Origin of the sequence: Halopseudomonas pelagia CL-AP6 (genome assembly GCF_000410875.1) — a bacterium.
GTDB classification, from domain to species: Bacteria; Pseudomonadota; Gammaproteobacteria; order Pseudomonadales; family Pseudomonadaceae; genus Halopseudomonas; species Halopseudomonas pelagia.
Map to the genome: position 1 here is coordinate 100,700 of NZ_AROI01000016.1, position 23,721 is coordinate 124,420.

Sequence of the window (23,721 nt, forward strand, 5' to 3'; positions counted from 1 at the left end):
TACCTCATGGAAATAGCTCAGACCTCTGACTCTCCAGAAGATAAGCGTCCAGTGATGTCACCGCCGGAGTAATACTGACCCACCGAGCATAACCAACCTATCCTGCCAGAGGGGGCAGACTCAAAACCTGAATCTCTAAGCAGCTCCATCAGCAGCTGAAATTCCCCATGCACATCCGAACAAATCCAGTCATCACCGATTGGATTAAGTGGAATTTCATGATGGACAGGAATACGTCTGATCATCTTTCAGCCCTGCAAACTCGAGATACGGGTGCTCGACGACTTTGAGTGCATCAATATTGTGACGCTCCAGACTAATTATGTGCCGCCCCATTACCATAGCATCCCCCATGACTCGCTCTGATTGTTCCGGTTGTATCGGTGTGAAAAGGTCAGTGGTGAACTCGCCACGCTGCCATAGATCCATCAACAGACGCCCTGCCTTGGCATAAGCATATCCGGTACGATAGATGGCATTCAGGCCCTTACTCGCCGCCTTAATAACTAGAGGAGTGTCATCAGAATGACATGGCAGTTCACATCATGACTCATCCAACCGATCGCATTCTGACCATTGATCTTGAGGCAACCTGCTGGGAAGACCAGATGGCTCCAGACGGGCAGCCTCAGAGTGTGCACAACATGGAGCCAATCGAGATTGGCTGCGCCTTGGCCACCCGTGACGGTGTGTTGCTCGACAGCCGTTCCTTCTTGGTTCGCCCTACCCGCTACCCCAAGCTGAGCGCGTTCTGCCAGTCACTGACCGGTCTCACCCAGGACATGGCAGATGCGGCACCCAGGTTTCCGGAGGCGATCGATGCCTTGAACCACTGGCTCGGCCAGCCAGCAGACTCCTTCATCTGGTGCAGTTGGGGTAACTACGACCGTCTGCATATGCAGGCCCAATGCGAACAGCTGGGTGCATCCACAACTGTTCTGAGTGTGCCCCATCTCAACCTGAAACGACTCTGGCGACGGAGCACAGGACAGCGTAAAAAGACAGGATTGGCGAGCGCGCTGGCTTACCATGAACTGAGCTTTGAAGGGCAGCACCATCGGGGTGTGGATGATGCGCGCAATATCGTCCGGCTGCTACCCTTCATGGACTGGTCGCTGGAACCCGAACTGCTCACACGTCCGGAAATGGAACCATGAAACTCGTCTGCATCTCTGACACCCACAGTCTGCACAGGCACATTCCCGAGATTCCGGATGGAGATGTACTGATTCATGCCGGAGACAGCTTGGGCCAGGGGACGCTAGACAATATTGAAGATCTCAACGACTGGTTGGGCACCCTGCCCCATCGTCACAAGATCGTCATTGCCGGTAATCATGACCGGGCCTTTCAGGATGAGCCAGAACAGGCGCGGGGGCTGCTGACCAATGCAATCTACCTGGAGGACAGCGGTGTCGAGATTGATGGTGTGAGATTTTGGGGCTCACCCTGGACGCCGACGTTCATGGACTGGGCGTTCATGCTAGAGCGAGCGCAGCCGCTGCGGGATGTCTGGGCGCTTATTCCAGATGATACCGATGTTCTGATCACCCACGGCCCACCGCTGGGCTACGGTGATGCGACGTTCATCGGTAGCAGCAACGTAGGCTGCTATGACCTTCTGGAGCGCATTGATGCGTTGCGCTTGAAGGCCCACGTCTTTGGGCATATCCATGAAGGCTATGGGATGTATCAGCGTCGCAGTACGACACTGATCAACGCCAGCACCTGCACCGAGTGGTATGAGCCGAGTAATTACCCGGTTGTTTTTGGGCTAACCTGACGGCACATGTGCGCTTTCTTGATTTGAGGTATGTGAGCGAAATGGACAAAAAAGCCGAGCGATACGAAAAAGCACTACTGGCAGCTGAGCAGCTGCTGGAGTCAAGGAAACGCGCGAAATCCTGGTTACAGTATTACGTACGCGGACTTGACGCAAAGCCAATCGACTTGCTCGACAGCGACGCGGGGCTCGCCGCTGTGCTGACGATAATCGGGCGGCTGGAGCATGGCGTCGTCACATAGATTGCCGCAAGCGCTACTCTGACTCTGACCTGTGCAATGACGCCCTGCTGGCGAGCAAACTACAATCTCCAGACTCTCAATCGCAGCTTTCAATTGAGCCGCTTATACATACGTCCATCATGTTGCGACTTTACGTACCAGAAATGGCTGGGCCGTCGCTCAAATGCTTTCCTCCAATTACATACTTCAGCAGACAATCGATCGCACATCCGCACAATCCCAGCCACCTGATAAGGATCTGAGTCTCTGGAGCTGCTCAGCGCTAGGCAAGCAGTCAGCGCCTCGAACAGCGGAGCAGACTTCATGCGAAGGTGTTCCAGCGGTGCTGAAAGCACCATAAAGCTGTAAGCCTCATGTTCGCCAGACACCCCGTTGCTGTCGTTATAAAACATTCGGACTTTACCAATATCGTGCAACAACCCTCCTATGAATGCGACCCATGTTGTCCTCATACCCAGTTGATGCTGACTACACAACGTGGCGGCACTCACTGCCACTTCATAGCTGTGAGCCAGCAAGCCGCCGACATGGTTGTGATGGTAGCCGTGACTGGCCCTATCACGGCAGAATGCAAGCATCAGTTGGTCGTCCATAAGCACATCGAGCAGAAAGCCTTTCAGTAGCTCATCGTCGATATAAGCCAACATACTCCAGATTTTCACCAGCGTTCTCTTCTGCAAACCGCTGGCCCATTGAGCCTGACGTTCCACCTGCGAGCGAGGAATGCAGTCCGGCAAGGGCCGCAGCCTGACAAGGTCGCGTCCTTCACCTTCTGTCGAAAACTCCACCACAACCCACTGGCCATCAGAGTTACAGGGTTGCAGCTGCTCCGAAGGCAAGGAAGGAGCAGGCTCTCGTTCCAGCCCAGTGACGCACCAATTGAGCGCCCCACCTTCTTCTAGTTGCTGCTCAACCCAATACAAGGAGGAGCGAGCTCGTGTTATCAATGAACGCATCAGCCCACCTCCTCACACAGCTCTTGATCCAGCAATTGCTCAAACGCACTACCGTCCTGTCTGATCAGGTTAGGGATGTAACGTGAATACACGCGGAACAGCATGCCTGTATTCGCATGGCCCAGCTGCCTGGCAATCCACTCCGGGTTTTCTCCTGCCGCCAGCCAGAGTGTCGCAGCCGTGTGTCTGGACTGATAAGGGTTACGCTTCCCCAGTCCGAGATATTCCAGCAAGGGATACCAAACGCGGCGCGTTACATTTCGGTGGTTCAGCGGCTGGCCATTCCTGGCGGTGAATACAAAGCGGTTCTTTTCATCAGACCGCTTCCACTGTTCATACAGACCATCGTAAACCACCTGCGACATAGCCAATGTCCGGTACGAACTCGCCGTTTTGGTCTTTTCAATCTGGCCACGAACCAAGGCCTGACGAATGTGAATCTGCCGTGAGCCAAAGTCGACGTTATCCCATGTCAGGCCGTCGATTTCCCCGGTACGCATGCCAGTAAAGAACCGCACCAGGTAGTAGGAACGAAAGTCTGCGCGCACATTATCAATGATCAACCGAACCTCTTTCAGCGTGAACGGCTGGATGTCTGCTCTGGGCATCGGCAATGCCTTGATATTGCGCCACGGCGATTCATACCCGAAACGCTCAGCCGCTTCATTCAATATCATGCGCAGCGCCGTCATGATGTGGTTGACCCGTGAGGCTGAGAGCTGTTTCCCCGTCTCCGCATCTGCTTGGCACAACTGGCCACGTAAAGCCATGATGTCGCCTTTGCTGATGACACCTATGGGGTTACCCCGATAGTACGGCACCAAGTGACAACGCAGAATGCCTTCGATTGTCTCTATGTGACTGAGGCGCCATTCTGCACGTTTCTCCTCCAACCACAGATTCGCAAATACCTCGAACAGCATTTTCCCGCCCACCGCTTTCTGCTGAACCAGTTGCTCAAGCTGCCGGAAGTGCTCAACTTTTGGGCTCTCCGGAAAATGCTTGCCGTAATCAAAAGTACCGCGCTGAATCTCCAGTTCAAGTCTCGCCAGCACCGCTGCCAACGCCTTGCGATTGGCAGGCGAATCACTCAACTTGGTATGTTCCCGGCAACGCACACTGCGATACCGGAAATCCAGATAAAGGCGACCATCTCGTACGTTCACGCTACCCATGGCAGCCTCCTTTATTGCAGATTCTTAATGATCTGATGCGCGGTATCGCCTTGCAGCATCGTTTCTTCGACCCGCTCCCAGATGAACAGGATTTTCCGTCCTCCAAAGGGGCGAATGTAATGAACCCCATCATGCAGAACCGCATCCTTCAGGCATTGGCGGATGGTGCGAACGTCGTACTTAATCCGAGCCGACAGCTCTTCAGTAGTCAGATAGGTATGTGCCATAATGCTTGCCTCGCTTTTTTCTCTTCAGAAGAATCAAATGACCTACAGGAGAGAATTTAGCACACACAAAACCTATTGCAAGCACTTTTTCACTACTACAGGTCTTTTTGCACCAAAGAGAGGCTTTATGATCAAATGCCACCTTTCTAGAATCTTGGGCGAGCGGAAGCAAAAAATTGCTGAAGTGGCCCGTGACACAGGTATCAACCGGAATACTCTGCATCGGCTGTACAATGAAACCGCAACACGGGTGGAGCTGGATGTAATCGACCAGCTGTGTCGGTACTTGGATATTCAGGTGGGGGAGTTGTTTGAGGTGGTGGAGCACGCTGACCAGCAACTACTTTGAAACGCACCAAGGCAAGGCGGAGAAAAGTGGGACGCTCGATCCTACATCAGGAAGCGAACGCTTGGCTTTATGGGAGGCGCACGAGAACGTCGGCAGGAGCCCATTGTGATGATCGAATGTAGGCCGGCAGGTCAGAGCCAGATTTTAGGATGCCCCATGTAGTGGGGGGCCAAGTGCCTTTTTGGCAAGCGGACCTGGCGAGTATTCCGTTCTTCCTTTGCCGGGGGAATGTCCTCTTTAGTCATGACAGGATACAATGCCAGATACTCCTGCCCTTCAAAAGGGGCGTCTGATTCATCGAGCACTGGCAAAACTCCCACCCCACCTGGTTTGAAACCATCAAAGTAACCCAGCTCCCAAGGCATCCATTTCGACTTTGAGGCGTTGTCCGTAGCCAGATACAACAGAGAGTCCGACTGTTTCATGCGCTTCCGGAGAACTTCCGCCGTCTGTACGGTAACGTGATCACGCTCAAGGGCTTTGTCCTCGATCCAGTCCACGTAAACCCGTAGGCCTTGTCCTTCCAACAATACTTTTATTCCAAGCACAAGCTCAGCATCATTAATGGAGTGTGAGAGGAACACATCAAAGTGATCATCCTCACGGTATGATTTTCGACCGTCTCGTAATACATCCTGTGCGCTACGCGTACCGGTCGCTCTCTGAGCTGCCCTGCGTGCTTCTGATTTAGTGAAAAACGCCATGTTCATCTCCTTCTATACCAATGGCCTATACGGTTACGAGTAGGTAACGATTGAACAATGTAGCGAAGTCTATATCTTCGAGCTCCCTACCCGAGAAGTACCCCTTGTCACGAGCTAGGTTCAACGCTGCACCACCCGGCGCGGCAACCGGCAGAATGACTGTGTCAGGATGGAAGCGCTTGAAGATCTCATACTCGACCTCTACGCCGTCCATACCGCCAATGAAAACAGCGCCGACCAAATCATCCCGAGAAAGCATCGCTTCACGCATCGCTTTCAAGCTGGCAGCAAGGTTACCAGGCACTGCATCTGTATATATCACGTTATCAAACAGCTGATTCTCTTCTGGGTAGCGCCCTTCAAAAAAGCGGCTTTGATACAGGATCACCGAGCTTGCGTAATCAACTCCCAGATCTTCACAGATGCTCCAGATCATGGGCGTAATTGCAGGGTGACCACCCCATACGATCTTATGCCGACGCAGGGTCGCAATCGCTAGCTCACGCACAGCACACTGAATGAGAAAAGGGTCCGCCGTCTCGTAATAGCTTCCTCGACCGACAACAGGGATGCTGGCCGAAAGGAAGATTGCACCCATCTTCAGCCCCTCCAATCTGCTAGTTGCCAGCTAGCTTCGCAAGCTCTAAGCCAACGTGTCGCCTGGATGTAATGACCCAGCCAATCCAAATGAGTCAACCATTGCGGGTGCAAACCCACATGGTCATAGAGTATGGCCACAGATTCATCTGGAGAGTTCAGATAAGCTTCATGCATGGTCTGTCACCGCCGATGTAAAACTGACCCCCTGACGCCGAGGTAATTTTGACCCCCTGGGCGATGATGGCAGCTTTTTGAGCTGCCGATATGTTGACCCAGGAGCAGTCAGTGGAAATCAGAGTGTTGGCCCGACAGGGCCATGGCATCAAGAAGATCGCCCGGGAGCTGGGGCTGTCTCGCAACACGGTGCGCAAGTACCTTCGGGGTGAGACGGTTGCGCCGCGCTACAAGGCCCGCAGTCCCCGTCCGTGCAAGCTCGACCCCTTCACCGCGTATCTGCAAGAGCGTATCGACGCGGCGAGACCCAAATGGATTCCCGCGACCGTGTTGTTGCGGGAGATTCAGGAGCGTGGTTATACCGGCGGTATCAGTCAGCTCAAGCGCTATCTGATGCCTTTCAAGCACCAAGCGCCGGATCCGGTAGTTCGGTTTGAGACCCCACCAGGCAAGCAGCTGCAAGTGGACTTCACCACCATCCGCCGTGGCCGCGAGCCGCTCAAGGCATTCGTTGCAACGCTCGGCTACAGCCGCGCTACCTATGTGCAGTTCTTCGACCGAGAGGACAGTGATGTCTGGCTGACCGGCCTGCGGGAAGCCTTCGTTTACTTCGGCGGCGTTCCGGCCGAGGCCCTTTTCGATAACGCAGCCGCGATCATCAGCGAGCGCGACGCCTATGGTGAAGGCCTTCATCGCTGGCACCCAAGGCTCGCTGCGCTGGCTGATGAGTACGGCTTCCGGCCGAGAGTCTGCCGTCCCTATCGAGCCAAGACCAAGGGCAAGGTCGAACGCTTCAATGGCTACCTGAAGGGTAGCTTCGTCACGCCCTTGGCCGCTACGTTCAAGACCGCCGGCCTGAAGCTGGATGTTGCTACGGCCAATGCGCATATCGGCAACTGGCTGGAGAACGTGGCCCATCAGCGTGTTCACGGTACCACCGGTGACAAGCCAGCGATCCGATTGGCCGAAGAGCGGCACGTCCTGCTCCCTCTGCCCATCAAGGCTCTCGCGCCACGTCCGGCACCTGCACTGCGTCCCGGTCGGGCTCTGCCACATGACAGCCTGCAACATCCGCTCTCGGTATACGACCAGCTTCTGGAGGTGCGAGCATGAACCTGCAACACGCGCGCATCGCAGAGCTTTGTACCAGCCTGAAGCTCGACCGGATCGCAATGGACTGGCCACACCTGGCCCAGCAGGCCGCGTCGGATGAAGTCAGCTTCGCCGACTTCCTTGAGAAGCTGCTAACTGCCGAGATAGATGCACGAGGCGAACGAACTCGCCAGACGCTGTTGAAGATGGCAACCCTACCGGCGGTCAAAACGCTGGAGCAATATGACTTCGGCTTTGCCTCCGGCGCGCCCCGCGCACAACTCCAGGAGCTGGCAACACTAGCCTTCATCGAACGGGCTGAGAACGTGGTAATGCTCGGCCCGAGCGGCGTCGGCAAAAGCCATCTGGCCACGGGCCTGGCCTATCGAGCGACCATGGCCAGCATCAAGACACGCTTCATCACGGCTGCGGACCTGATGCTGCAACTGAGCGCCGCGCACCGCCAAGGCAGGCTCAAGGAGTATTTCAATCGAGCGGTGCTGGGCCCGCGGCTACTGGTGATCGACGAGATAGGTTACCTGCCGTTCGGGCGTGAAGAAGCGAATCTGTTCTTCAACGTTGTCGCCAAGCGCTACGAACGAGGCAGCATGATCCTGACCAGCAATCTGCCGTTCACCCAATGGGCGACCACATTCGCCGACGATCAGACGCTGACCGCGGCCATGCTCGACCGACTGCTGCACCACGCCCACATCGTGCAGATCTCTGGCGAGAGTTACCGACTGAAAGACAAACGAAAGGCTGGAAACACACCCAGCTGAACCAAACACTCCAGGGGGTCAATTTTACTTCGGCGATTCAGGGGCAAAGGGGGTCACTTTTCAGTCGGCGTTGACAGTCATCGACGTTGGCACCCCTACCGTTGGGTAAACCACAATCAGCTCGTCAGTTGGGAGTTGAAGCCGGACCCCCCTTCCAGTCCCCGTCCCAAGCACCGCGCCACCTATCGATTCAATGCCGATACGCAGATTACTCATCAGGTTCACCATTCTCACCGCGTGACTCTTGCTGCGTACTTCTTCCAGTTGCCGGCATATTCGGCCTATCGCGGCATTTCTGATCCGTCCTGTGGTTTCATCCAAGTCCTCATCTGCAAGTTCCAGAATACTTGCAGTAGCCAGCCGAGAAGACGGCATAACCTCAGGCCAACCCACTCGCAGGATACTGATCCCCTTGGCAAGCGCTCGGCCAAATTCAGCCGTAGTCCAGCGGCTGTTGAAATAATCCGCAGTATCGAGCATCAACAATACATCAGAATCGCAGAGCCGGTGCCAAAGCATGGTCTGAAAGTCCTCTGCAGGTGCAATGCTATGAGTATCGAGGAAAACGTCAAAATGTCTGGATGATAGCGCGTCAAACATCTGAAGTGCTGCCTCTTTTGCCTCATCTCGGCGGTAACTAACAAAGACACGCCGTTGCTTCGGTAGCAGCCCTGCACATTCCAGGAGTGCTGTAGTAACTCGTTTTACACCGCCATCTGCATACGACAGACAATTTAATGATTGCAGCAATACCGGTATGTCAGTTCCCACACGTCGGAGATCAGATACGACCGGAATCACTGGGACACCTCGCCGAAGCAAGCTCGGCAAACTGGCATGATCTGCCCCCGATCCACCGAAAAACACAACTGCGCTGGAACATTGTTGCCCCGGATTAAATGTCTCAGGCACTATTTCCCAACTAACATCTTCCCCCAATCGTAAGCCGAACATGGCGACAGCATTCCCAACCGCCTCCTCCAGATCGGTAATTTGCTCCTCGGTTGGGGAGCCCAGCACAGCGAGGTGGTAGATCGGGGTCATAAACACCTCATATTCTTGATTTGGCTGCAATCTGATCGGCTACTGATAGCACACGAGGATCCTCGAGCAATCTTGAAGCAACTTTCAATTCTCTGTATAGATTATCAAGGTGCTGAAGTCCTCTAGTGTTATGATCACTTTCATTCAGGATCGATAACGCACCGTCGTCATCTAGCCATTTTTCAAATTCCAAGAATTCCATCGAATAAGTAGAGGCAGGAAGCGGGTATCTGAACTCAACAAGCTTCTGATCGGAAGCCGTAGCATCAAACGTGAAGCCCTCATTACTCAAAGTCACTCTTTTGCGAGGCGTTCGTTCAACGCATTGGGCAAACGACAGTTCAGAGAAGATCCATGGCGAAGAGAGCTGTTTGTTTTTCGAGATATGCTCTCCAATTTTTACTGAATTGTCCGTTTCCAAGAATACAAACAATTCAGAGCGATGAATCATTTGCTGCAACGCCGTATTGAGAATCAGATGCACATTGGTTGTCGTCCTGTTTCTTATCTTATAGTTATAATAACCACCCCCTTCCGTCTTAGAAAAAACATCGTCAATCTTTTGCAGCAATTCATCTGCATAGCCCCATGTGCAAGAGTCGACAAAAGGCTTCAAACCAATTTCTTCAAGGCTCAGCGCAACTTTGATTGCTTCCTCCTCGTCGGCGTGCGAGTGCGAGATAAAAACATCGATGTCTCTTTCAGGAAAAACACTCTTCTGAATCTCGTCAGCATCTAGAATATTGCTTCCGTCCAGGAGATAACCTTCAAGGTTAACCAGAGACTTTCTTTCTCTTTCCTTGTAGGACTTTACCTGATCAGGTGTCCATTTTGACTCGTAACCAAAGAAGTTTTTAAGCTTCAAATCAATAAACATATATCCCTCAGCATTAATTCAAGATAACCAGACAGCCAGCTAAGCACCTGTTCTTGTAACGAGATCAGTATCTCTCCCATTGCTCGGCGTGTTGTCCGTCAAAGAACCTCGAGCGCACCTCGGTGAAATATTCTTTACCCGCTTCGTTTCCACGACCAACCATATCTTGAATGGCTTCGCTATCATCCAGCTTGATCTCGAAGGGGACCGTTTGGTTGACGCGTAAGTGGCGTGTAGGCCCGAGAAAGCTTTGGGCCAGTGTCAATGCCCCGTGCTCTTGGGCCGCAAAAAATAAATCAATACTATGGGGGGCCCATCCCGCTTTCCCTTTCCCCAACTGTTCGGTGAAATCACCTTCACTAGTGAGAGTGCCGACGCTCAATACATCGATTCGATCCAAGGGGATTTTCAGAAAGCGAACCGCTTCCGCCAGAGCAGGCAAAATGGGATTATTTGCCCAGACACCACCGTCAAGAAAGGCCTCTGGGGCTACAGGCCCTTCCCACGGCAACTCCTCGAAGTACGTAGGGGCAGCCGATGAGGCTAGCGCCGCATCTACGGCTGAAATATCACGGTAAGCCGTACGGTCTGGGCTATGGGGCGTGACAATCGCTTCTGCTTGACCGTGTTTTGCTCTCACTGTAGGGATGACCAAGCGACAACAGGAATCAGAAGCTAGCGTCCTTTGGCCATACACCTCGGTGAGCAGCTCCCGCAATGTGGCTGAGTCATGTTTGGATTTTAGCCAATGCCTTAACTTTCGATCCTTCGGAAAAATCTTTGGCCCTTGTTTTTCATAAAAAGCCAAAATTTCACGCGGCGTTAAACCAAGGGCTAACCCAATCGCTAGGATCGCACCTGTCGACGTACCTGCAACCAGATCGAAATGAGAGATGAGATTATTGCCGCCACCGGCCTTGAGCATGTCGTCCCACTTGGCTAATACTGCTGCGGTAAAGGCCCCCCTGAGCCCTCCTCCGTCCAGTGCCAAGATCCGGAAGTTCCGCCCTCGTGAAATATTCCGGCACGCCAGAGGCAGGTTTTTCAACTGCTCGACTATCAGACCTACAGCATGATCGATAGAGTCGCTCTGGGCAATCTCCATATTCTGTTCGTGAGAAAGCCCATTTCTGAGGCGATGTAACAAATCAGGCACGTCCTTGAGATAGCCTGCGATGGCTCCTCCAAAGCCCGCAGCCACAAACCCGGGCTTTCCGAGCTCGAGCATCGTATTCAGTTCATTTGGAACGCCTGCCGCCTCCTTATTCACACTCCACCATGCGCCCCCAATACACACGATGGCATCGGACCGATCGGCCATCCAGTCACGCATCGGTGTCAGGCCTCTTGCAGGGTTTGCATTATCATGATCCGCTGGCACGATCTCGACGGATGCGTACTTCCGCTGCTCTTCGATTTCCATCGCGTACTGATCAGTCGCAAAGCCTTTTGCCCTTACCAGCGTGAGGGCTGCCTTGCTCCCTCCTGCTTTGATGAACGCTTCAGCAGCCTCTTTCAGGGGTGCAATAAACGACGGATGACTTCCGTGGACTATTGAGCCTCCTTCACTAAAAATCTTACCTGCCAGCTTGCATACGAAATCAGAAATATTTTCTTGCTGGTCTGGATTGGATCCGGATAAATGGACCCTCACGCCCGCTAGACGTTGTTTGACTGCCATATCGATGAACACCTCGTGAATGTATGCCGATCCCTGCGTTCTCTTAAAACTCTCCATCCATTTGTCTCCCCCCGTTACAGCCTGGCTCAGCCGCCAAACGATTACGGCTTGTGTGGTGATGTGGACAAATATTTACGGGAGTGAAGGATCAGGCTCCTAACGCCCGGCCAAGGCGGCGGCTGTTTCTATCCATCCAGAGATATTCTCCCGACCATTCTGAGCTGCAAAATCGTATCTCAGGTAAATCTGGGAAAGCTTAAGAACCGTTGTACTTGTGGGAGCATCAAACCATAGGTCAGATGCTGGAACGGCCAAAGTGTAGTCTGAGTATTTTACCCACTTGCCACCCTTAAGCTCTGCGAAATAGATTTTATCGTTGGCGCAGTAGAGACCGACCTCAGAGAGTGGGTCAGTCCCCTTCACTCCGAGTTCTTTTTTATTATTTTTTACACCATTAATATCAACCGTCAGCAAACCGTTTCCTTTTAAGACGCTTCGTACAATTTCATAACGAACCCAGCGCCTGCCTGCGGTATATTGGCCAGCCAGAACGCACGTTACTGACGTATTTTTCAGGCCATTACGAAGAAAGGTTTTAAGCGCTTCATCACCTTCTTTTTGTGAAGCTTCAAAAACACTGGCATCAAAGAAACCCACAGACTCTTGCTGATGAGAGTTCACAACCCAGCAGTTTCTGACATTCCATGCTCGCCACACGTCTTCTTGATAATGAAATGAGAAAAATGTCCTTCTTGCCATTTTTGGCTCCTATCGTTGATAATACCTTCTTCCCTTCGTGATACTTGCGTACGGCATAGACCAATCTAACACGCCCCATCTGTCACCACACCCAAGAGCAAGGTAGCCGGGTTCTGTACGAAAGTCGGCTGGCCCCGAGTAGCGAGGCAAAAAACATCCTGAAAGATATCAGAAATCTCAATAATCGATCACTTATTGACCATTTCAGATGTTCGATCAAATTCTGATCAGTACTTTCCCTACATGCGCCCATTCACTTTGCTTGCAGCACCACTGAAACAAAACAGCATACTTGCAAGCGCGCATAACGCAAACGCAGCCAGACTCCAAAGCTCGTAAGGTATACCCAGCAAATCAACTGCTCCATCGGCGCAGCCGGTACGCGGTGCAAACACCGCTGGCATGAGCTGATCCAGAGCCAGGCTGGATATGATCCGATCAGCCAGGCTGAGGCTGCACGAATAGCTGTTATTGGCCACAAAAATCTGCCACACGACCGTCGCAACCCTCGCCAGGGAGAGCAGGAGTGCCAGACTGCAAAGAGCCAAGCGCAATGCTGAACGCCGTGTGATGCTAGCCAGTCCGCAAACGATAGCGATGGTCAGGAACTCTACCCTTTGTAGAACACACCATGCGCATGGCTGCATATCGAAGACATGTTGTGACACCAGGGCCAGCCCCACGGCGCCAAGGCTGAATGCCATAATCGCAAGTAGTATCCCCTGGTTGCGCACATCAGGCTTGTCTACATACCGATAAACAGCCAACTCATTACCTTTCATATCTCACGTCTCCTACAAACCACAACGCTGAATGCCTCGAGACTAGAAAAACGATTGGCAAACGCCAAAACTATTCTCGATTCTCCACCACCACATCTCGATTCGTAAAAATCGAATCCAAGGTCGCAGGCCCGGTTTTAATATGCGTAACGCGACTGATTTCCTCGAGAGCCAGCTCCAGCCGGTAATCTTCAAAGTTCCTGAACACCTTCTCCAGCGACACCTCGACTTCCTTGCTGCCATTTTGTGCAAACAGGATATGTAATACCGCAGCCAGCGGCAGAGCCATGCCTTGCTCATCCTCAGTGCTTTCGGGATCACTCAGGTTCTCGAAGTATCGATCCAGGCATTGTTGAAGCTCTTTCAGCCAGAAATGACTGAGATTGGCCGGAAGAGTTGCTTCAGGTCCTGAGCTCAGCACCTCTTGTTGGAAACGCTGGAGCATCTTGTCTTCGCTCATTTATCTACCCTTTTCATTAATGACCTGAAGAGATCTCAGTCTGATTACCGCCTACTGAACGCCCGCGTAATACGTTCGGCGATCATATTTGCGGCCTGGGTATTCGCAGCCTGCTCATTCAACCCCACCCAGATATCCAGCTCCAAAGCACTGCCCAACACCTCGGGCAGTCGCCTCACACCTTTGTCCAAATAAGCTGCCCTATCGGGTAATAGCCCAACGCAATTGGCCCAACGGACCATCTGCCATTGAACATCAGGAGAATTGACATGGACCGATCCGTGGCGACGTTGCGCAATAAAATCATTCCATTGTGCAAAGTTCGCAAAGTGCTCATATCCTTGATATTGAGCTGCCATATAGTGATCCAGATCATCTAACGACTCAGGTACCATGCGCCCGCGTATAAGGCGTTCCGTAGCATAGAGCGAGAAACTCTGTGTCGATAAACGCCGTGGCTGTACCAACTGACTGCTAAGCTCGCTGTACCTGCGCGGTTCTTGCATCCAGACAACCAAATCGGCATTTTTCTGTAGCTCAGGCGTGTCATCTACCAATGTGATCTTTAATCCGGAATTCTCTCGCAAGACTGAAATCACCTCTCGATACAAGAAACTTTCCAGCACCAGCTTTGGGAGAGACAGCACCAAATCGCGGTGCTCTCCATAAATATCCGCCGCAGAGACTCCAGCCAGATGTTGCTCACTAAACTGATACAACTGGTTACCGTCATCGGTCAGATTTGTCCGACCGCCTGTTGAGCGGAACAGCTGCATATCCAAGCGTCTTTCAAGCAATCTGATTTTTTTGCGCAACGCCTCGTGCTTCATTCCCAAGCTTCGCGCCGCCATGGTAAAACCGCCCCGGCGCACTACGATCACAAAATACCGCACTGCATTCCAATCATTGAGCAGTTCAGCTTTGACCCGCTCAGATGGAACGGTAGAACACCCAACAGTCACTCGGTCTGTTCCAGCACCACATTCAACGCCGCACCATCGATACTCAATGTGCCGGCGTTGACCAGTCCTTCCATATAGGCTTTTGCAACCAGCTCTTTACGTTGGCTGCGAAGGCTATTACGCAATTGCTCGCGTACCTGATCCAGGGCCGCCACCCGGGCAGGCTGCATGTCCGTCAACTTGAGAACGTGCAACCCCGTTGGAGTTTGCACCGGGTCCGATACAGCGCCGACCTCGAGCTGTGCAAGCACCGGGCGAATCTCTGGTATCAGAAGTTCCAGCGGTCGCATACCTATATCACCGCCTTGCTGGGCACTCTGCGGATCTTCGGAGTTCTTCCTGGCCAACTCAGCGAAGTCGGTCTGGCCTTCTCGCGCCGCGTTGGTCAGCTCTACCGCGCGTTTGCGCACATCCTCAAGAGAGCCCTGATCATTCACTGCCAGAAATATCTGACTGACCTGATACATTGCAGGAGTCGCCCACTGCCCCTTATTGATCTCATAAGCAGCATTCAGCTCTGCCTCGCTCGGATAGTCCTCCGGTACCTGGCTGACCGAATCCAGATAAGTGCGCAACACAATCTGCTCGGTTGCCGAGCGGGCCATCTGCTGAATTTCTTCCCGCTGATCCCAGCCCTGAGCAACAGCCTCACTCAGCAGCTTTTTCTCCGCCAAGCGAGAACGCAGCCAGTCATCAATCGCGGTACGGTTCTGCCCCAGCCGATCAGCCGAACCCTGAGGCAGACCAGCCAGCAATGCCTGTAGCTCATCAGCCTCAATATACTGGTCGCCCAGCTGGGCTATCGTCGCGACCGACCCCGACAGTTGAGCACTATCGACTTCCACCTTCTTCGTTTGCGGGTTCTTGTCTCCCATAGCCATGGACACTACTGTTACGAGCAACAACCCCGCGCCGAGACCGACAAAAACCGTACCTTTCTTCACCAGATCAGACCTCCTCACCCAAGAATTCGTCGGCTGTTTCAACCTGTGTTGACGTGGCATCAGCCTGATCGGCAGTCGACGCTTGGTCTTGTTCATCGCCAACCGCAGTGCGACTGTACTCACGCAGATAGCCGACAAACTCAACCAACAAACGATCCCACAACTCGAGTGCATTACGCATGTACGCCGGGGTCACGCCACCAGCGACGATTACGTCCACCTCCAGCACCAGAAACTCGCCTTGCTGCGACATACGGGCAAAGCGCCGGGAAATATTCCATTGCGCCACCAGACCAGCGGGCAGTTCACCCTGCACACGCAGCGCGCAACTGAAGGTGTAATCGAAATAGGCGCCCTGCTCCGCCGCCGCGTTGCCGAAGCGCACCGCATAGCCAATACCCTGACTGGCGCTGAGTAACTGCACCACGCCATTCTGCTCGGTGCGATTCACCCGGTATCCGGCGTCCTGAAGGAGCTTGCTAAGTTGCTCGATAGTAATGGATTCGATGAGACTGACTTCATTCATTTCTATAATTCCTATCGCAATAATCAGTGGCTGCCCCTTGGCAGCGTGGCAAGACAGTTACTTGATAGAGCTCTGCAGCGGCGCATCAAAAATGGTCTGGTACAACTCATCACCATACATCTGTGCCAACTCCTCGAACTTCACTCGCGCTCCACCGGCGAAAGGCTGGCGGATTTTCATCACATCCCCCATATCCATCGCTTCATGCGCAGCCAGGATCTCCTTGGCGACACCGTACATCTGCTCATTCTTGGCAGCGCATTGGCGCACCTGCTCATCACGCTCATTCAGGCTTGCTTCCAGAGTCGCCCGCTGAGTCTCGGTCGCCCGAGCCATGGTCAACAGTTCCTGATACGCCTGCTGATGCTGATCAAGCAACTGTGTACTCTTTTCGGCATAGTCATTGGCCCGTTTTTGCAGATCCTGTTTCTGCGCGGCAAGCTGCTCAGCTTGAGAACTGCTTTTTTCCAGATTGCCGGTCAGTTCTTCGATCTGCGCTCTGGCGATAGCCAACTGGTTTTCCGCCGCCAGACGTGCAGCATTGGTTTGCGCCTGTTCACTTTGCAGAGACTGCAACTGCTGGGTAGTGCTGCGCAGTTGCGTACGAAGGCGTTCCTCCATGCTCTCAGCCGAGACACTGGCGGCAGCAAACATACCGAAAAGGAGCGCCAGGCCGGGAATGCAAAAGGTACGCAATGGACTGTTCATAGTGTTCCTCCCGTGAAGTCCACGCACTTAAAAGCGCGTGTTCAGCTCTAATTGCAGAACGTCGATCTCAAACGGCGCGCCGTAGACCTCTTCTGAACTCAACCAACGCGCACTGCCGTAAACCCGGTCGGCCAGACCATAATGGCCACCCACGAAATAGCCCTTGGCATTGGTGCCACCAAGGTGGAAGGTCGAATCGTTGAAACCATCTGGCAGTGCATCAGGCTGGATGTACTTGTAGCCAGCGAACACGTTCCAATCGCCCTGCTTGAGCATATCCATCGAGTTACCCAAAGCCGCACTCAACATCCACGCATTGGCGCCGCTTTCGATCTCGCCGTTCTCATCCAGGTTATTGGCGAAGAAGCCGGCGGAACGCTTGCGCATCTCCGACTCGTCATACCCCAGGTTATGCACATAATTCAGGTGGGTACCGAGCTTCATGTTGTTGAACAGATCAGTCTCCCAGGTCAGGTTCAGATCCAACAGATTGAATTCCGAGGCCAGCCCCACATATTGCGGATTCGGTGTGTCAGTTGAAGGTACGCTCTGGTTCAGGTTCAGCGTGATATCGCGCAGCAAGAACAGGGTATTACCCTTCTGCATGAAGGAAGCACGCGAGCCATCGCTGTCACACTCTGCGTCACCACTCCAAGGTTCGCACGGACTGGAACGCTGCCCCTCGATATCATCGAACTGGTAATAGGCCAACGCCCCCTTGAGGCGGTTACTGTTATTGATCCGCCAATCCGCTCCCACCTGCAGGCCGTAAAGCCATTTGTTCTCACTGTCCTGCTTGTCGAAACTGGGAGTGGAGGCGTCAGAGGTGTACTCCACCGGGAAGGCACCGAGGGTACCGAACAGCGACAGGTCATTACTGAACGGATGATTGAAAATCGCCGCCATACCATCGAAGTTCAGATCATTCGAATACAACAGATCGGTGGACATGAACGGATTGGCAATCCGGCCGCCGGTGATGCTGAGACGATCAGATGGCGTCCAGGTGATATAGCCGCGATCCAGCCAGATATCCTTCTTGCCGAAGCCCGCACCCAGCGTCTGAGTGGTCGAGACCGGGCTGGAATCCGACCCGGTACCAATGCGAATGCCGGCTTTCCAGGTATCCGACAGCTGCGCGTTCAGGCCGAAGCGTGCCCGCAGCCGCAGCATATTCTCGCGATCCTCACGGCTATTAAGTATCGGCGGCCACGTCGAGTTGGTGAACTGATTGACGTCGTAGGGGCCGTCCTCGTTCAACTGCGCAAAGTCGAAGAACTCATTGCTATTGGTATTCGAGTACAGACGCGACTCATTGCGCAAGCGCATGTCGCCCTCGAAACTGATACGTGAAGCCCAATCCGGGAAGGTGTTGGGCTGTGCCCAGTTCTCTTCCTTAGCCTGGGCCATGACCTCCTGCTTAACCTCGTCACGGATCTGATTTCGCACCACCGCCGGTATATAAGGCACCCGCACATCACCCGGCTCAGCCGGATGGGCGGCAGGCGCACTGCTGGCAGCCTGTCGCGCCTGCAATGCTTCCGTCTCGGCCTGCTGGATCAATGTCTGCGCCTGATCCTGTTGCAACACGCCCGAAGACACCAACAGGCGAATCAGATTGATGGTCGCGTTCTCCGACGGTGCCGGCGCTTGCGCTGCAGCGTGCCCCGCCATGACCGCAACCACGACGCCAACAGCCATCGCTAACCGGTTCACTCTAGAATTCATTTTCGCAATACTCCTGATATGACGTTATGTTCAGCGATAGGCTCAGTTGGCTCTTCGGCCCTGCAACTCAACACGCGTGGGCATGGTCAGTGAAGCCGGTGGCCGCTCTGCAAAACCAGGGGCAGCCCGCAGCGCTTTCAGCAACTTCGCATCCAACTCCTCATCACCACTGCCGCGAAACAATTCAGCTCGGGTAATGTTGCCGTCAGTGTCCAGCCAGATATCGGCCTGCACCCGGAACACCTCATTACGCAATTCCGTGGCATCAGCCATCAGCTTCTGGAAGGCATATGAGAGGTACTGTTCATAGGTACCGGTGCCCAGTCCCCCGCCTCCCGAGCCGGACATGCCACCGCTCTGCCCTGCACCGATGTTGAAAGCGTCCGACCCAGCCTGCGCATCCGCATCCATTTGCATGGGCTCAGCCATATCGTCAGCGGGCGACGGTGCTTCCTGCTCGGGCATCGGCTCTGGCTCCGGTTCAGGCTCCAGAGGTTCCGGCTCAACCACCTCTTCTTCGATGGGCTCTTCCGGCTCGGGCGGTTGCTCCGGCTCCGGTGGTGGCGGAGGCGGTGGTGGCAAAGGCACTATCATCGGCACCTTCGGTGCCTCACGACGCACCCCGCTCATATCGTTGGCCCACTGCCAGAGCATGAACAACAGCCCGGCAGCCACCAACAAACCACCTCCCCACTTGGCCCACCGTAACCACGGTCTGGCGGAATCCTGAGGTGATTCGGGTCTGGGGTTATTGGTGTTCATATTCATCCCTGACCTGGTTTCCCGGTTACCAGCCCCACTTTCGACAGCTCCAGCTGACGTAGCAGATCAAGCACCTCGACAACTTTCTGATACTGCACAGCGGCATCGCCGCGCACGATCAGGGGAAAGTCCGGGTTGAGTGCCTTCTCGGTACGCAGGCGATCCTCCAGTTCAGTGATGGTTACCGGATAAGCATCCAGAAACACCTGGCCCGAATCGTTGATGGAAATCGCCTTGGTCTTGGGTTGCGACAGTGACACCGATGAACTGGCCTTCGGCAAATCCACCTGAATACCGGCAACCTGTGCCGTCGCAGTGAGGATGAACATCACCAGCACCACCATGAGCACATCAACCAGAGGCGTGATGTTGATGCTGTCAACGGCGGCATCATCTTCGTCATCTGGAGTAATTCTCGAAGCCATGATGACTCTCCCTTAGGCAGTGGCAGGCGTGTTTGCGTGCGAATCGGTGCCCGGCGAGGTGATCCTGGTCGAAGCCCGGCCCCTGCCATGAATCTCAGCCAGGCGAGTAACGAACTCATCGACAAAGATCCGCATGTCCGCACTGACTTCCTTGTTACGCGTGGTCAGGCGGTTGTAGCCGAACAGTGCCGGTATCGCGACGAACAACCCCATGGCAGTCGCCAGCAACGCAGCGGCCATACCTGGTGCAATCGCATTAATATTCACATCACCAGCCATAGCCGTACCGAGGAACACCACCATGATGCCCATCACCGTACCCAACAGACCGATGTAAGGGCCACCAGCGATGGCATTGGACAACGTGGACAGCTTCGAACCCAGCGCCTGCAGCTCCCGGGTGCGGACCCCGTCCATCGAAGCGCGAATGGCTTCAATAGTGGCACCGGAGATCGCATTCACATCCGCGCCTTGCTCCCGGCGGGTACGAATCTCGTTCACCCCTACCGAATACAGCCGCCACAGTGAAGAGTTCTCCAGACGCTGCGCCAGCACCGGATCATCAGCCAGCAACTCAAGGCGAGTGCCTACCTTGGTAAACTCGGAACGAAAGATTTCATTACTGCGGGCCAGGCGCGTCACAGTGCGGTTCTTGTGATACATGATCCACCAGGACTGGAGCATCATCGCCGCTAACACCGCGAGTACGATCCAGGCATCGAATGGCACAGCGCTCAGCAGAAAGCCCAGACCGCCGAAACCAAAGCCAGATTGCTCCTCATCGACACCGTATACCACCAACCGCGACTCAGACCCTTGCGCCATTGCATCTGCCGTGATCAGTGCAATGGGCCGGGCTGTCTTGGATATGCGCAGCTCATCAATACCGCCGATAAAAGGTTGGTAGGTGCTGGTAACCGCCGGAACAGCGCTGCCTTCTGCATCTTCTACTACGTCACCCTCGGCAGCCTGCGCTACCGTCACGGGAGCCTGTGCACCGGGGACATCACCACCAATGGCCATGAACGAGCTGAACGCAGGCAAAGCCACAGCCAGACTGGCTGACTCACGGCCATTGACCAACAGCCTCAGTTGAGTACCATCGGCAATGATCGTCAGATGCTGCCACTGCCCCGGAGATAGCTGCGCCGCCGGTTGACTGCGCTGCCCATTGACCTCGACGAAGGGAGCGCCCTGACTCAAGCCCAACAGCAAGGAGTTACCCCCTTCGCGGCGCGACAATATCAAGCGCTCACCATCCACCTGATCCGCCCGTACCCAGGCACTGGCAGTGAAGTTACCGCCCGCCTCGGTAGCCAGCGACGGGCTGGCTGGCAGCATCAACGGCTGACCGGCCAACAACAGTGACTTGCCAATAACCCCGTCCATGGCCGTACCGGCAACTGTCTGTGCGTGGTTGCCATAAGCCGTTGTGTCACGCGGAGGAGCCGAAGCCGCCCTATCAAAGTGATAGACCAAGGTGTAGTCGGCATCGAAGGTGAGCTGCCCATTACTGGTAGCCGGCGCCTCAGGGTTACCGTAATACATCCAGATATCCTGAGCCTGCCCCTGCTCCACCAGCGGCACATCCACCCATATCTGAGCCATCCCCATCAATGGATCAAAGCTCTCAATCTGATGGTTCAGTACGGTCTGATCATCGGAGGAAACGAAACGGATATCCGCGCCCGCCTCGTCCACACCGTCAAACGTAAAGTTGCCTGTGTGAAGACGTACCAGCATCGGCGTACGTCCCAGCGTTTCACTGATCGGCGCACCCTCTGGGGTGGTATCGATCGTAATCTGCTTACGATAACTCCAGTCCTCCTGCCACCAGGCGCTGGCGGTGCCCGGGAGCAAAAGCCCCAGGCAGATGATCATGGATAGCATTAACCGTTGCATGAAAAAATACTCCGAAGTCTGTCAGTGCCCGTGTTGTCAGAAGTTCGCTTGCACACTGAAGTGAACGCGCGAATCGTGTTTTGAGGTGTTGGGGCCGTCCCGCAGGGGCAAAGCCCAATCCACACTGCCGGAAAGCCAATCATTGAAAACTGCCCGTGTGCCTATCCCTACGCTGACCAGGGAGAAATCATCTTCTTGCTCCGGCAACGTATCCTGCAGAAACACCTGCGCAGCATCGGCAAAGGCATAGAAACGCCAATCACTCATGTAGTTACCGACGTACCTGCTCAGTGAAGGCGTAATCAGTTCTTGGGAAACAACGTAGCCATCGTCTCCAGAAGCTTCAGTAGCCAGGTACCCTCGCACCGAACTACCACCACCTGCCGATAGCTGCTCACTGGAAATCAGCGGCCCGGAGGCCAGCTGAAAACCAAAAGTGGTGCTCAGCCGCCAAGTACTCGGCAACGTGACCAAGTAGGAGGTATCGCCCTTGAATACCCCGAAGCTGGGGCTTGAATCCCAACGTTTCCAGTAACGAAAATCCTCAGGCTCACTGCCGTAACCCAGCAGCGAGCGCGGGTTGGCCACCAGGCTCACCCCCAGACTGAACTCGGACTGCTCGGTATAGCGGAAACCGCTGTAACCAAAGGTGAACGGCGCGTACTTGATGGGCATCGAGTCGGTCTCACCGCCGAAGGTGACCTCCTCATCAAAGTTCTTGAAATCAAGCCCTACCGAAAAGGCATGCGCCCACTCACCCGAGATCGGCAACGCATAGGTCGCCGTCACACCGTATGAATGGCCCTTACCCAACACATTGGTGCCACCGACCGTGGCCACGTTGCTATCAGACTTGAAGCCGGCAAAGCGCAAGCTCCAACGCTCGCTCAACGGCATCGTGTAAGAGCCGGACCAGACTTCCGCGCTATCAAGATCCTCGGGAGCAACGAAATAAGTCAGAGCAATCGAGTGGCCCAGCTGCCACAGGTTGTTATGACCCACCGAGACGAAACTGCGCAGCTCCTCGGTATCGGCGCTGTAATCGTTGTTCATACCCAGATTGACGAACCAGGGCTTTTCGTCGTCCACCTGAAGGTCGATATCCATAGTTCCCGGCCGTTGCCCTTCACGCACCAGCGGCATGACCTGGCGACCTGCGGTACGGTTGACCTGGCCTAGCTCTTCCTGCACCTGAGCAAAGTCAGGAACGCCGCCTTCCTCCAGAGCAGGTACCTCATCACGGATCGACTTTGGAGAATAATGCTCGGCACCTACGACCCGCACGCGGCCGACTCTGGTTTCCATCACCTGCAAAAACACAATGCCGCCCTGTACCTGCTGTTCAGGCAGTTCGATATAAACCGACTGATAGCCCTTAATCTGATACTTCTCCTGCAGAGCATCACGAGCAGACTCGATATCAGCAAGAGAGCGGCCCGGCCCAAGAAACGGATAAACCGCCTCTTCTATATCCTGGGCATCCAGCACCGTATTACCGCGCACAACATATTCATTGATGTCGACCCGTTGCGCCTCAAGCGGAACCTCAGCCGACTCTGTATTGCCTTCGGATTCCGGCGTCTCAGCAAACACCTGCGTGCCCCACAGCACAGAAGCCAGGCAACTCGCAGCCAGTGACAGCTTCGCAGCCCCACCCGGTCGACAAACCCTAAACAGATACTCCACACAACCCCCTTGAGGTCTCAATGACTCCACTCCGTCAGGAGCCACCTTCTGGAAAACAGCTCTGCCAAAGCACAGCGCTGACAAGCATTACCGCGACGCCAACGCTTACGTTGCTGCCTCGCCTCACCAGATATCCCACACACCAGCGCTGCCGGAATGTCACCGTGCCTTGCTTGCTGGTTTGTCGTGCCGGTTGATCCGTTCGCCTATAAGACCGAGCTCGGTATCCCCACCCGAACTTTTGTAACCAAAGCTTCATGAAAGAAATCGAGGGGGTGATAACGAGGTGAACAATGTGGCGGTCAGCGACTTAAAATCTGGCAAATCTATCGTGGCTTGGTGCTATGACGACTTGATGGCAAAAAATGGAGTCAGAGAATCAACCAAGAGG

General features: G+C 54.3%; 27 protein-coding genes. 6 read left to right on the top strand and 21 right to left on the bottom strand.

Annotated features, from left to right (window positions below; translation table 11 throughout):
• Positions 1-17: 17 nt before the first annotated feature.
• Positions 18-245: a hypothetical protein gene (locus K787_RS25100; RefSeq protein ID WP_152486842.1), complete on the bottom strand. Its 228-nt coding sequence runs from the start codon at positions 243-245 to the stop codon at positions 18-20.
• 300 nt (positions 246-545) lie between these two features.
• Here K787_RS25100 and K787_RS23115 point away from each other — a divergent pair, with 300 nt between their 5' ends.
• Genes K787_RS23115 through K787_RS23120 form a run of 3 tightly spaced genes read left to right on the top strand, consistent with a single transcriptional unit; the run spans position 546 to position 2,025 of the window.
• Complete coding sequence (locus K787_RS23115) at positions 546-1,157, top strand: 3'-5' exonuclease (RefSeq protein WP_040641009.1); 612 nt, start codon at positions 546-548, stop codon at positions 1,155-1,157.
• Positions 1,154-1,783 carry a metallophosphatase domain-containing protein gene (locus tag K787_RS0113320; RefSeq protein ID WP_022963299.1) on the top strand — a complete coding sequence of 210 codons (630 nt, stop codon included), beginning with the start codon at positions 1,154-1,156 and terminating at the stop codon, positions 1,781-1,783. The genes K787_RS23115 and K787_RS0113320 overlap by 4 nt, the downstream gene beginning before the upstream one ends.
• 41 nt (positions 1,784-1,824) lie before the next feature.
• Positions 1,825-2,025: an MbcA/ParS/Xre antitoxin family protein gene (locus K787_RS23120; RefSeq protein ID WP_040641001.1), complete on the top strand. Its 201-nt coding sequence runs from the start codon at positions 1,825-1,827 to the stop codon at positions 2,023-2,025.
• An 89-nt stretch (positions 2,026-2,114) separates the two neighbouring features.
• Here the strand turns inward: K787_RS23120 and K787_RS23125 are convergent, their stop codons facing one another.
• The 3 genes from K787_RS23125 to K787_RS0113340 are packed head-to-tail and all read right to left on the bottom strand — an operon-like array spanning position 2,115 to position 4,383.
• Positions 2,115-2,981, bottom strand: coding sequence for an HD domain-containing protein (locus K787_RS23125; RefSeq protein ID WP_022963301.1), 867 nt, complete (start codon positions 2,979-2,981; stop codon positions 2,115-2,117).
• Positions 2,981-4,156: a tyrosine-type recombinase/integrase gene (locus K787_RS0113335; protein WP_022963302.1), complete on the bottom strand. Its 1,176-nt coding sequence runs from the start codon at positions 4,154-4,156 to the stop codon at positions 2,981-2,983. Before K787_RS0113335 ends, K787_RS23125 begins: the two co-directional genes overlap by 1 nt.
• Positions 4,157-4,167: 11 nt before the next feature.
• Positions 4,168-4,383, bottom strand: a complete 216-nt coding sequence (locus tag K787_RS0113340) for a hypothetical protein (protein ID WP_028614920.1) — start codon at positions 4,381-4,383, stop codon at positions 4,168-4,170.
• Between the two features lies 1 nt (position 4,384).
• On the opposite strand from K787_RS0113340, the gene K787_RS25765 reads away from it, so the two are divergent.
• On the top strand, positions 4,385-4,732 hold the full coding sequence (locus K787_RS25765) for a helix-turn-helix domain-containing protein (RefSeq protein ID WP_306361491.1): 348 nt from the start codon (positions 4,385-4,387) through the stop codon (positions 4,730-4,732).
• Between the two features lie 131 nt (positions 4,733-4,863).
• Here K787_RS25765 and K787_RS23130 read toward each other — a convergent pair whose 3' ends face one another.
• Both K787_RS23130 and thcA read right to left on the bottom strand, forming a co-directional pair.
• Positions 4,864-5,436, bottom strand: coding sequence for a toll/interleukin-1 receptor domain-containing protein (locus K787_RS23130; protein ID WP_022963304.1), 573 nt, complete (start codon positions 5,434-5,436; stop codon positions 4,864-4,866).
• A 25-nt stretch (positions 5,437-5,461) separates the two neighbouring features.
• Positions 5,462-6,034 (bottom strand): Thoeris type III anti-phage system protein ThcA, encoded by a 573-nt coding sequence (gene thcA / locus K787_RS0113355; protein WP_022963305.1) that lies wholly within the window; start codon positions 6,032-6,034, stop codon positions 5,462-5,464.
• 266 nt (positions 6,035-6,300) lie between these two features.
• Between thcA and istA the strand changes: the two genes are divergently transcribed.
• Positions 6,301-7,323 (top strand): IS21 family transposase, encoded by a 1,023-nt coding sequence (gene istA / locus K787_RS0113360; protein ID WP_028614921.1) that lies wholly within the window; start codon positions 6,301-6,303, stop codon positions 7,321-7,323.
• Entirely contained in the window at positions 7,320-8,084 is a 765-nt protein-coding gene (istB, locus tag K787_RS0113365; protein WP_022963307.1) for an IS21-like element helper ATPase IstB, read from the top strand. Before istA ends, istB begins: the two co-directional genes overlap by 4 nt.
• 60 nt (positions 8,085-8,144) lie before the next feature.
• Here the strand turns inward: istB and thcB4 are convergent, their stop codons facing one another.
• From thcB4 to K787_RS0113440, 15 genes are all read right to left on the bottom strand, one after another.
• The gene (gene thcB4 / locus K787_RS23135; RefSeq protein WP_022963308.1) at positions 8,145-9,128 is read right to left on the bottom strand and encodes a Thoeris type III anti-phage system protein ThcB4; all 984 of its coding nucleotides are present in this window, start codon (positions 9,126-9,128) and stop codon (positions 8,145-8,147) included.
• Between the two features lie 7 nt (positions 9,129-9,135).
• A complete protein-coding gene (locus K787_RS23140) occupies positions 9,136-10,005 on the bottom strand; it encodes a toll/interleukin-1 receptor domain-containing protein (protein ID WP_022963309.1) in 870 nt (289 codons plus the stop codon).
• A gap of 64 nt (positions 10,006-10,069) precedes the next feature.
• Positions 10,070-11,686 carry a CBASS cGAMP-activated phospholipase gene (locus K787_RS0113380; RefSeq protein ID WP_028614922.1) on the bottom strand — a complete coding sequence of 539 codons (1,617 nt, stop codon included), beginning with the start codon at positions 11,684-11,686 and terminating at the stop codon, positions 10,070-10,072.
• Between the two features lie 156 nt (positions 11,687-11,842).
• Positions 11,843-12,445, bottom strand: coding sequence for a TIR domain-containing protein (locus K787_RS0113385; RefSeq protein WP_022963311.1), 603 nt, complete (start codon positions 12,443-12,445; stop codon positions 11,843-11,845).
• A gap of 239 nt (positions 12,446-12,684) precedes the next feature.
• A complete protein-coding gene (locus K787_RS0113390; protein WP_022963312.1) occupies positions 12,685-13,227 on the bottom strand; it encodes a disulfide bond formation protein B in 543 nt (180 codons plus the stop codon).
• A gap of 70 nt (positions 13,228-13,297) precedes the next feature.
• Entirely contained in the window at positions 13,298-13,687 is a 390-nt protein-coding gene (locus K787_RS0113395; protein ID WP_022963313.1) for a hypothetical protein, read from the bottom strand.
• 44 nt (positions 13,688-13,731) lie between these two features.
• Positions 13,732-14,649, bottom strand: a complete 918-nt coding sequence (locus K787_RS0113400; RefSeq protein ID WP_022963314.1) for a LysR family transcriptional regulator — start codon at positions 14,647-14,649, stop codon at positions 13,732-13,734.
• Positions 14,646-15,593 (bottom strand): peptidylprolyl isomerase, encoded by a 948-nt coding sequence (locus K787_RS0113405; RefSeq protein ID WP_022963315.1) that lies wholly within the window; start codon positions 15,591-15,593, stop codon positions 14,646-14,648. Before K787_RS0113405 ends, K787_RS0113400 begins: the two co-directional genes overlap by 4 nt.
• Before the next feature lie 4 nt (positions 15,594-15,597).
• The gene (locus K787_RS23145; protein WP_022963316.1) at positions 15,598-16,119 is read right to left on the bottom strand and encodes a YbjN domain-containing protein; all 522 of its coding nucleotides are present in this window, start codon (positions 16,117-16,119) and stop codon (positions 15,598-15,600) included.
• A gap of 57 nt (positions 16,120-16,176) precedes the next feature.
• Positions 16,177-16,827 (bottom strand): DNA repair ATPase, encoded by a 651-nt coding sequence (locus K787_RS0113415; protein WP_022963317.1) that lies wholly within the window; start codon positions 16,825-16,827, stop codon positions 16,177-16,179.
• A gap of 27 nt (positions 16,828-16,854) precedes the next feature.
• On the bottom strand, positions 16,855-18,555 hold the full coding sequence (locus K787_RS0113420; protein ID WP_022963318.1) for a putative porin: 1,701 nt from the start codon (positions 18,553-18,555) through the stop codon (positions 16,855-16,857).
• 42 nt (positions 18,556-18,597) lie between these two features.
• The gene (locus tag K787_RS0113425) at positions 18,598-19,323 is read right to left on the bottom strand and encodes an energy transducer TonB family protein (protein WP_028614924.1); all 726 of its coding nucleotides are present in this window, start codon (positions 19,321-19,323) and stop codon (positions 18,598-18,600) included.
• Positions 19,320-19,742 (bottom strand): ExbD/TolR family protein, encoded by a 423-nt coding sequence (locus K787_RS0113430; protein WP_022963320.1) that lies wholly within the window; start codon positions 19,740-19,742, stop codon positions 19,320-19,322. Before K787_RS0113430 ends, K787_RS0113425 begins: the two co-directional genes overlap by 4 nt.
• A 12-nt stretch (positions 19,743-19,754) precedes the next feature.
• Positions 19,755-21,644 (bottom strand): DUF2341 domain-containing protein, encoded by a 1,890-nt coding sequence (locus K787_RS0113435; RefSeq protein WP_022963321.1) that lies wholly within the window; start codon positions 21,642-21,644, stop codon positions 19,755-19,757.
• Positions 21,645-21,680: 36 nt separating this feature from the next.
• Positions 21,681-23,360: a ShlB/FhaC/HecB family hemolysin secretion/activation protein gene (locus K787_RS0113440; protein WP_370736740.1), complete on the bottom strand. Its 1,680-nt coding sequence runs from the start codon at positions 23,358-23,360 to the stop codon at positions 21,681-21,683.
• Positions 23,361-23,721: the final 361 nt, after the last annotated feature.

Excerpts from the sequence above, each read along its gene's own strand:
- K787_RS25765 (WP_306361491.1), top strand. The coding sequence starts at position 4,385 with ATGCTTGCCTCGCTTTTTTCTCTTCAGAAGAATCAAATGACCTACAGG.
- K787_RS23145 (WP_022963316.1), bottom strand. The coding sequence starts at position 16,119 with ATGAATGAAGTCAGTCTCATCGAATCCATTACTATCGAGCAACTTAGC.
- K787_RS23125 (WP_022963301.1), bottom strand. The coding sequence starts at position 2,981 with ATGCGTTCATTGATAACACGAGCTCGCTCCTCCTTGTATTGGGTTGAG.
- istA (WP_028614921.1), top strand. The coding sequence starts at position 6,301 with ATGTTGACCCAGGAGCAGTCAGTGGAAATCAGAGTGTTGGCCCGACAG.
- K787_RS0113385 (WP_022963311.1), bottom strand. The coding sequence starts at position 12,445 with ATGGCAAGAAGGACATTTTTCTCATTTCATTATCAAGAAGACGTGTGG.
- K787_RS0113415 (WP_022963317.1), bottom strand. The coding sequence starts at position 16,827 with ATGAACAGTCCATTGCGTACCTTTTGCATTCCCGGCCTGGCGCTCCTT.
- K787_RS0113395 (WP_022963313.1), bottom strand. The coding sequence starts at position 13,687 with ATGAGCGAAGACAAGATGCTCCAGCGTTTCCAACAAGAGGTGCTGAGC.
- K787_RS0113320 (WP_022963299.1), top strand. The coding sequence starts at position 1,154 with ATGAAACTCGTCTGCATCTCTGACACCCACAGTCTGCACAGGCACATT.
- K787_RS0113425 (WP_028614924.1), bottom strand. The coding sequence starts at position 19,323 with ATGAATATGAACACCAATAACCCCAGACCCGAATCACCTCAGGATTCC.
- K787_RS23115 (WP_040641009.1), top strand. The coding sequence starts at position 546 with ATGACTCATCCAACCGATCGCATTCTGACCATTGATCTTGAGGCAACC.
- K787_RS23130 (WP_022963304.1), bottom strand. The coding sequence starts at position 5,436 with ATGGCGTTTTTCACTAAATCAGAAGCACGCAGGGCAGCTCAGAGAGCG.
- K787_RS0113380 (WP_028614922.1), bottom strand. The coding sequence starts at position 11,686 with ATGGCAGTCAAACAACGTCTAGCGGGCGTGAGGGTCCATTTATCCGGA.
- K787_RS0113340 (WP_028614920.1), bottom strand. The coding sequence starts at position 4,383 with ATGGCACATACCTATCTGACTACTGAAGAGCTGTCGGCTCGGATTAAG.
- istB (WP_022963307.1), top strand. The coding sequence starts at position 7,320 with ATGAACCTGCAACACGCGCGCATCGCAGAGCTTTGTACCAGCCTGAAG.
- K787_RS0113430 (WP_022963320.1), bottom strand. The coding sequence starts at position 19,742 with ATGGCTTCGAGAATTACTCCAGATGACGAAGATGATGCCGCCGTTGAC.
- K787_RS23120 (WP_040641001.1), top strand. The coding sequence starts at position 1,825 with ATGGACAAAAAAGCCGAGCGATACGAAAAAGCACTACTGGCAGCTGAG.
- K787_RS23140 (WP_022963309.1), bottom strand. The coding sequence starts at position 10,005 with ATGTTTATTGATTTGAAGCTTAAAAACTTCTTTGGTTACGAGTCAAAA.
- K787_RS0113335 (WP_022963302.1), bottom strand. The coding sequence starts at position 4,156 with ATGGGTAGCGTGAACGTACGAGATGGTCGCCTTTATCTGGATTTCCGG.
- thcB4 (WP_022963308.1), bottom strand. The coding sequence starts at position 9,128 with ATGACCCCGATCTACCACCTCGCTGTGCTGGGCTCCCCAACCGAGGAG.
- K787_RS0113420 (WP_022963318.1), bottom strand. The coding sequence starts at position 18,555 with ATGAATTCTAGAGTGAACCGGTTAGCGATGGCTGTTGGCGTCGTGGTT.
- K787_RS0113390 (WP_022963312.1), bottom strand. The coding sequence starts at position 13,227 with ATGAAAGGTAATGAGTTGGCTGTTTATCGGTATGTAGACAAGCCTGAT.
- K787_RS25100 (WP_152486842.1), bottom strand. The coding sequence starts at position 245 with ATGATCAGACGTATTCCTGTCCATCATGAAATTCCACTTAATCCAATC.
- K787_RS0113435 (WP_022963321.1), bottom strand. The coding sequence starts at position 21,644 with ATGCAACGGTTAATGCTATCCATGATCATCTGCCTGGGGCTTTTGCTC.
- thcA (WP_022963305.1), bottom strand. The coding sequence starts at position 6,034 with ATGGGTGCAATCTTCCTTTCGGCCAGCATCCCTGTTGTCGGTCGAGGA.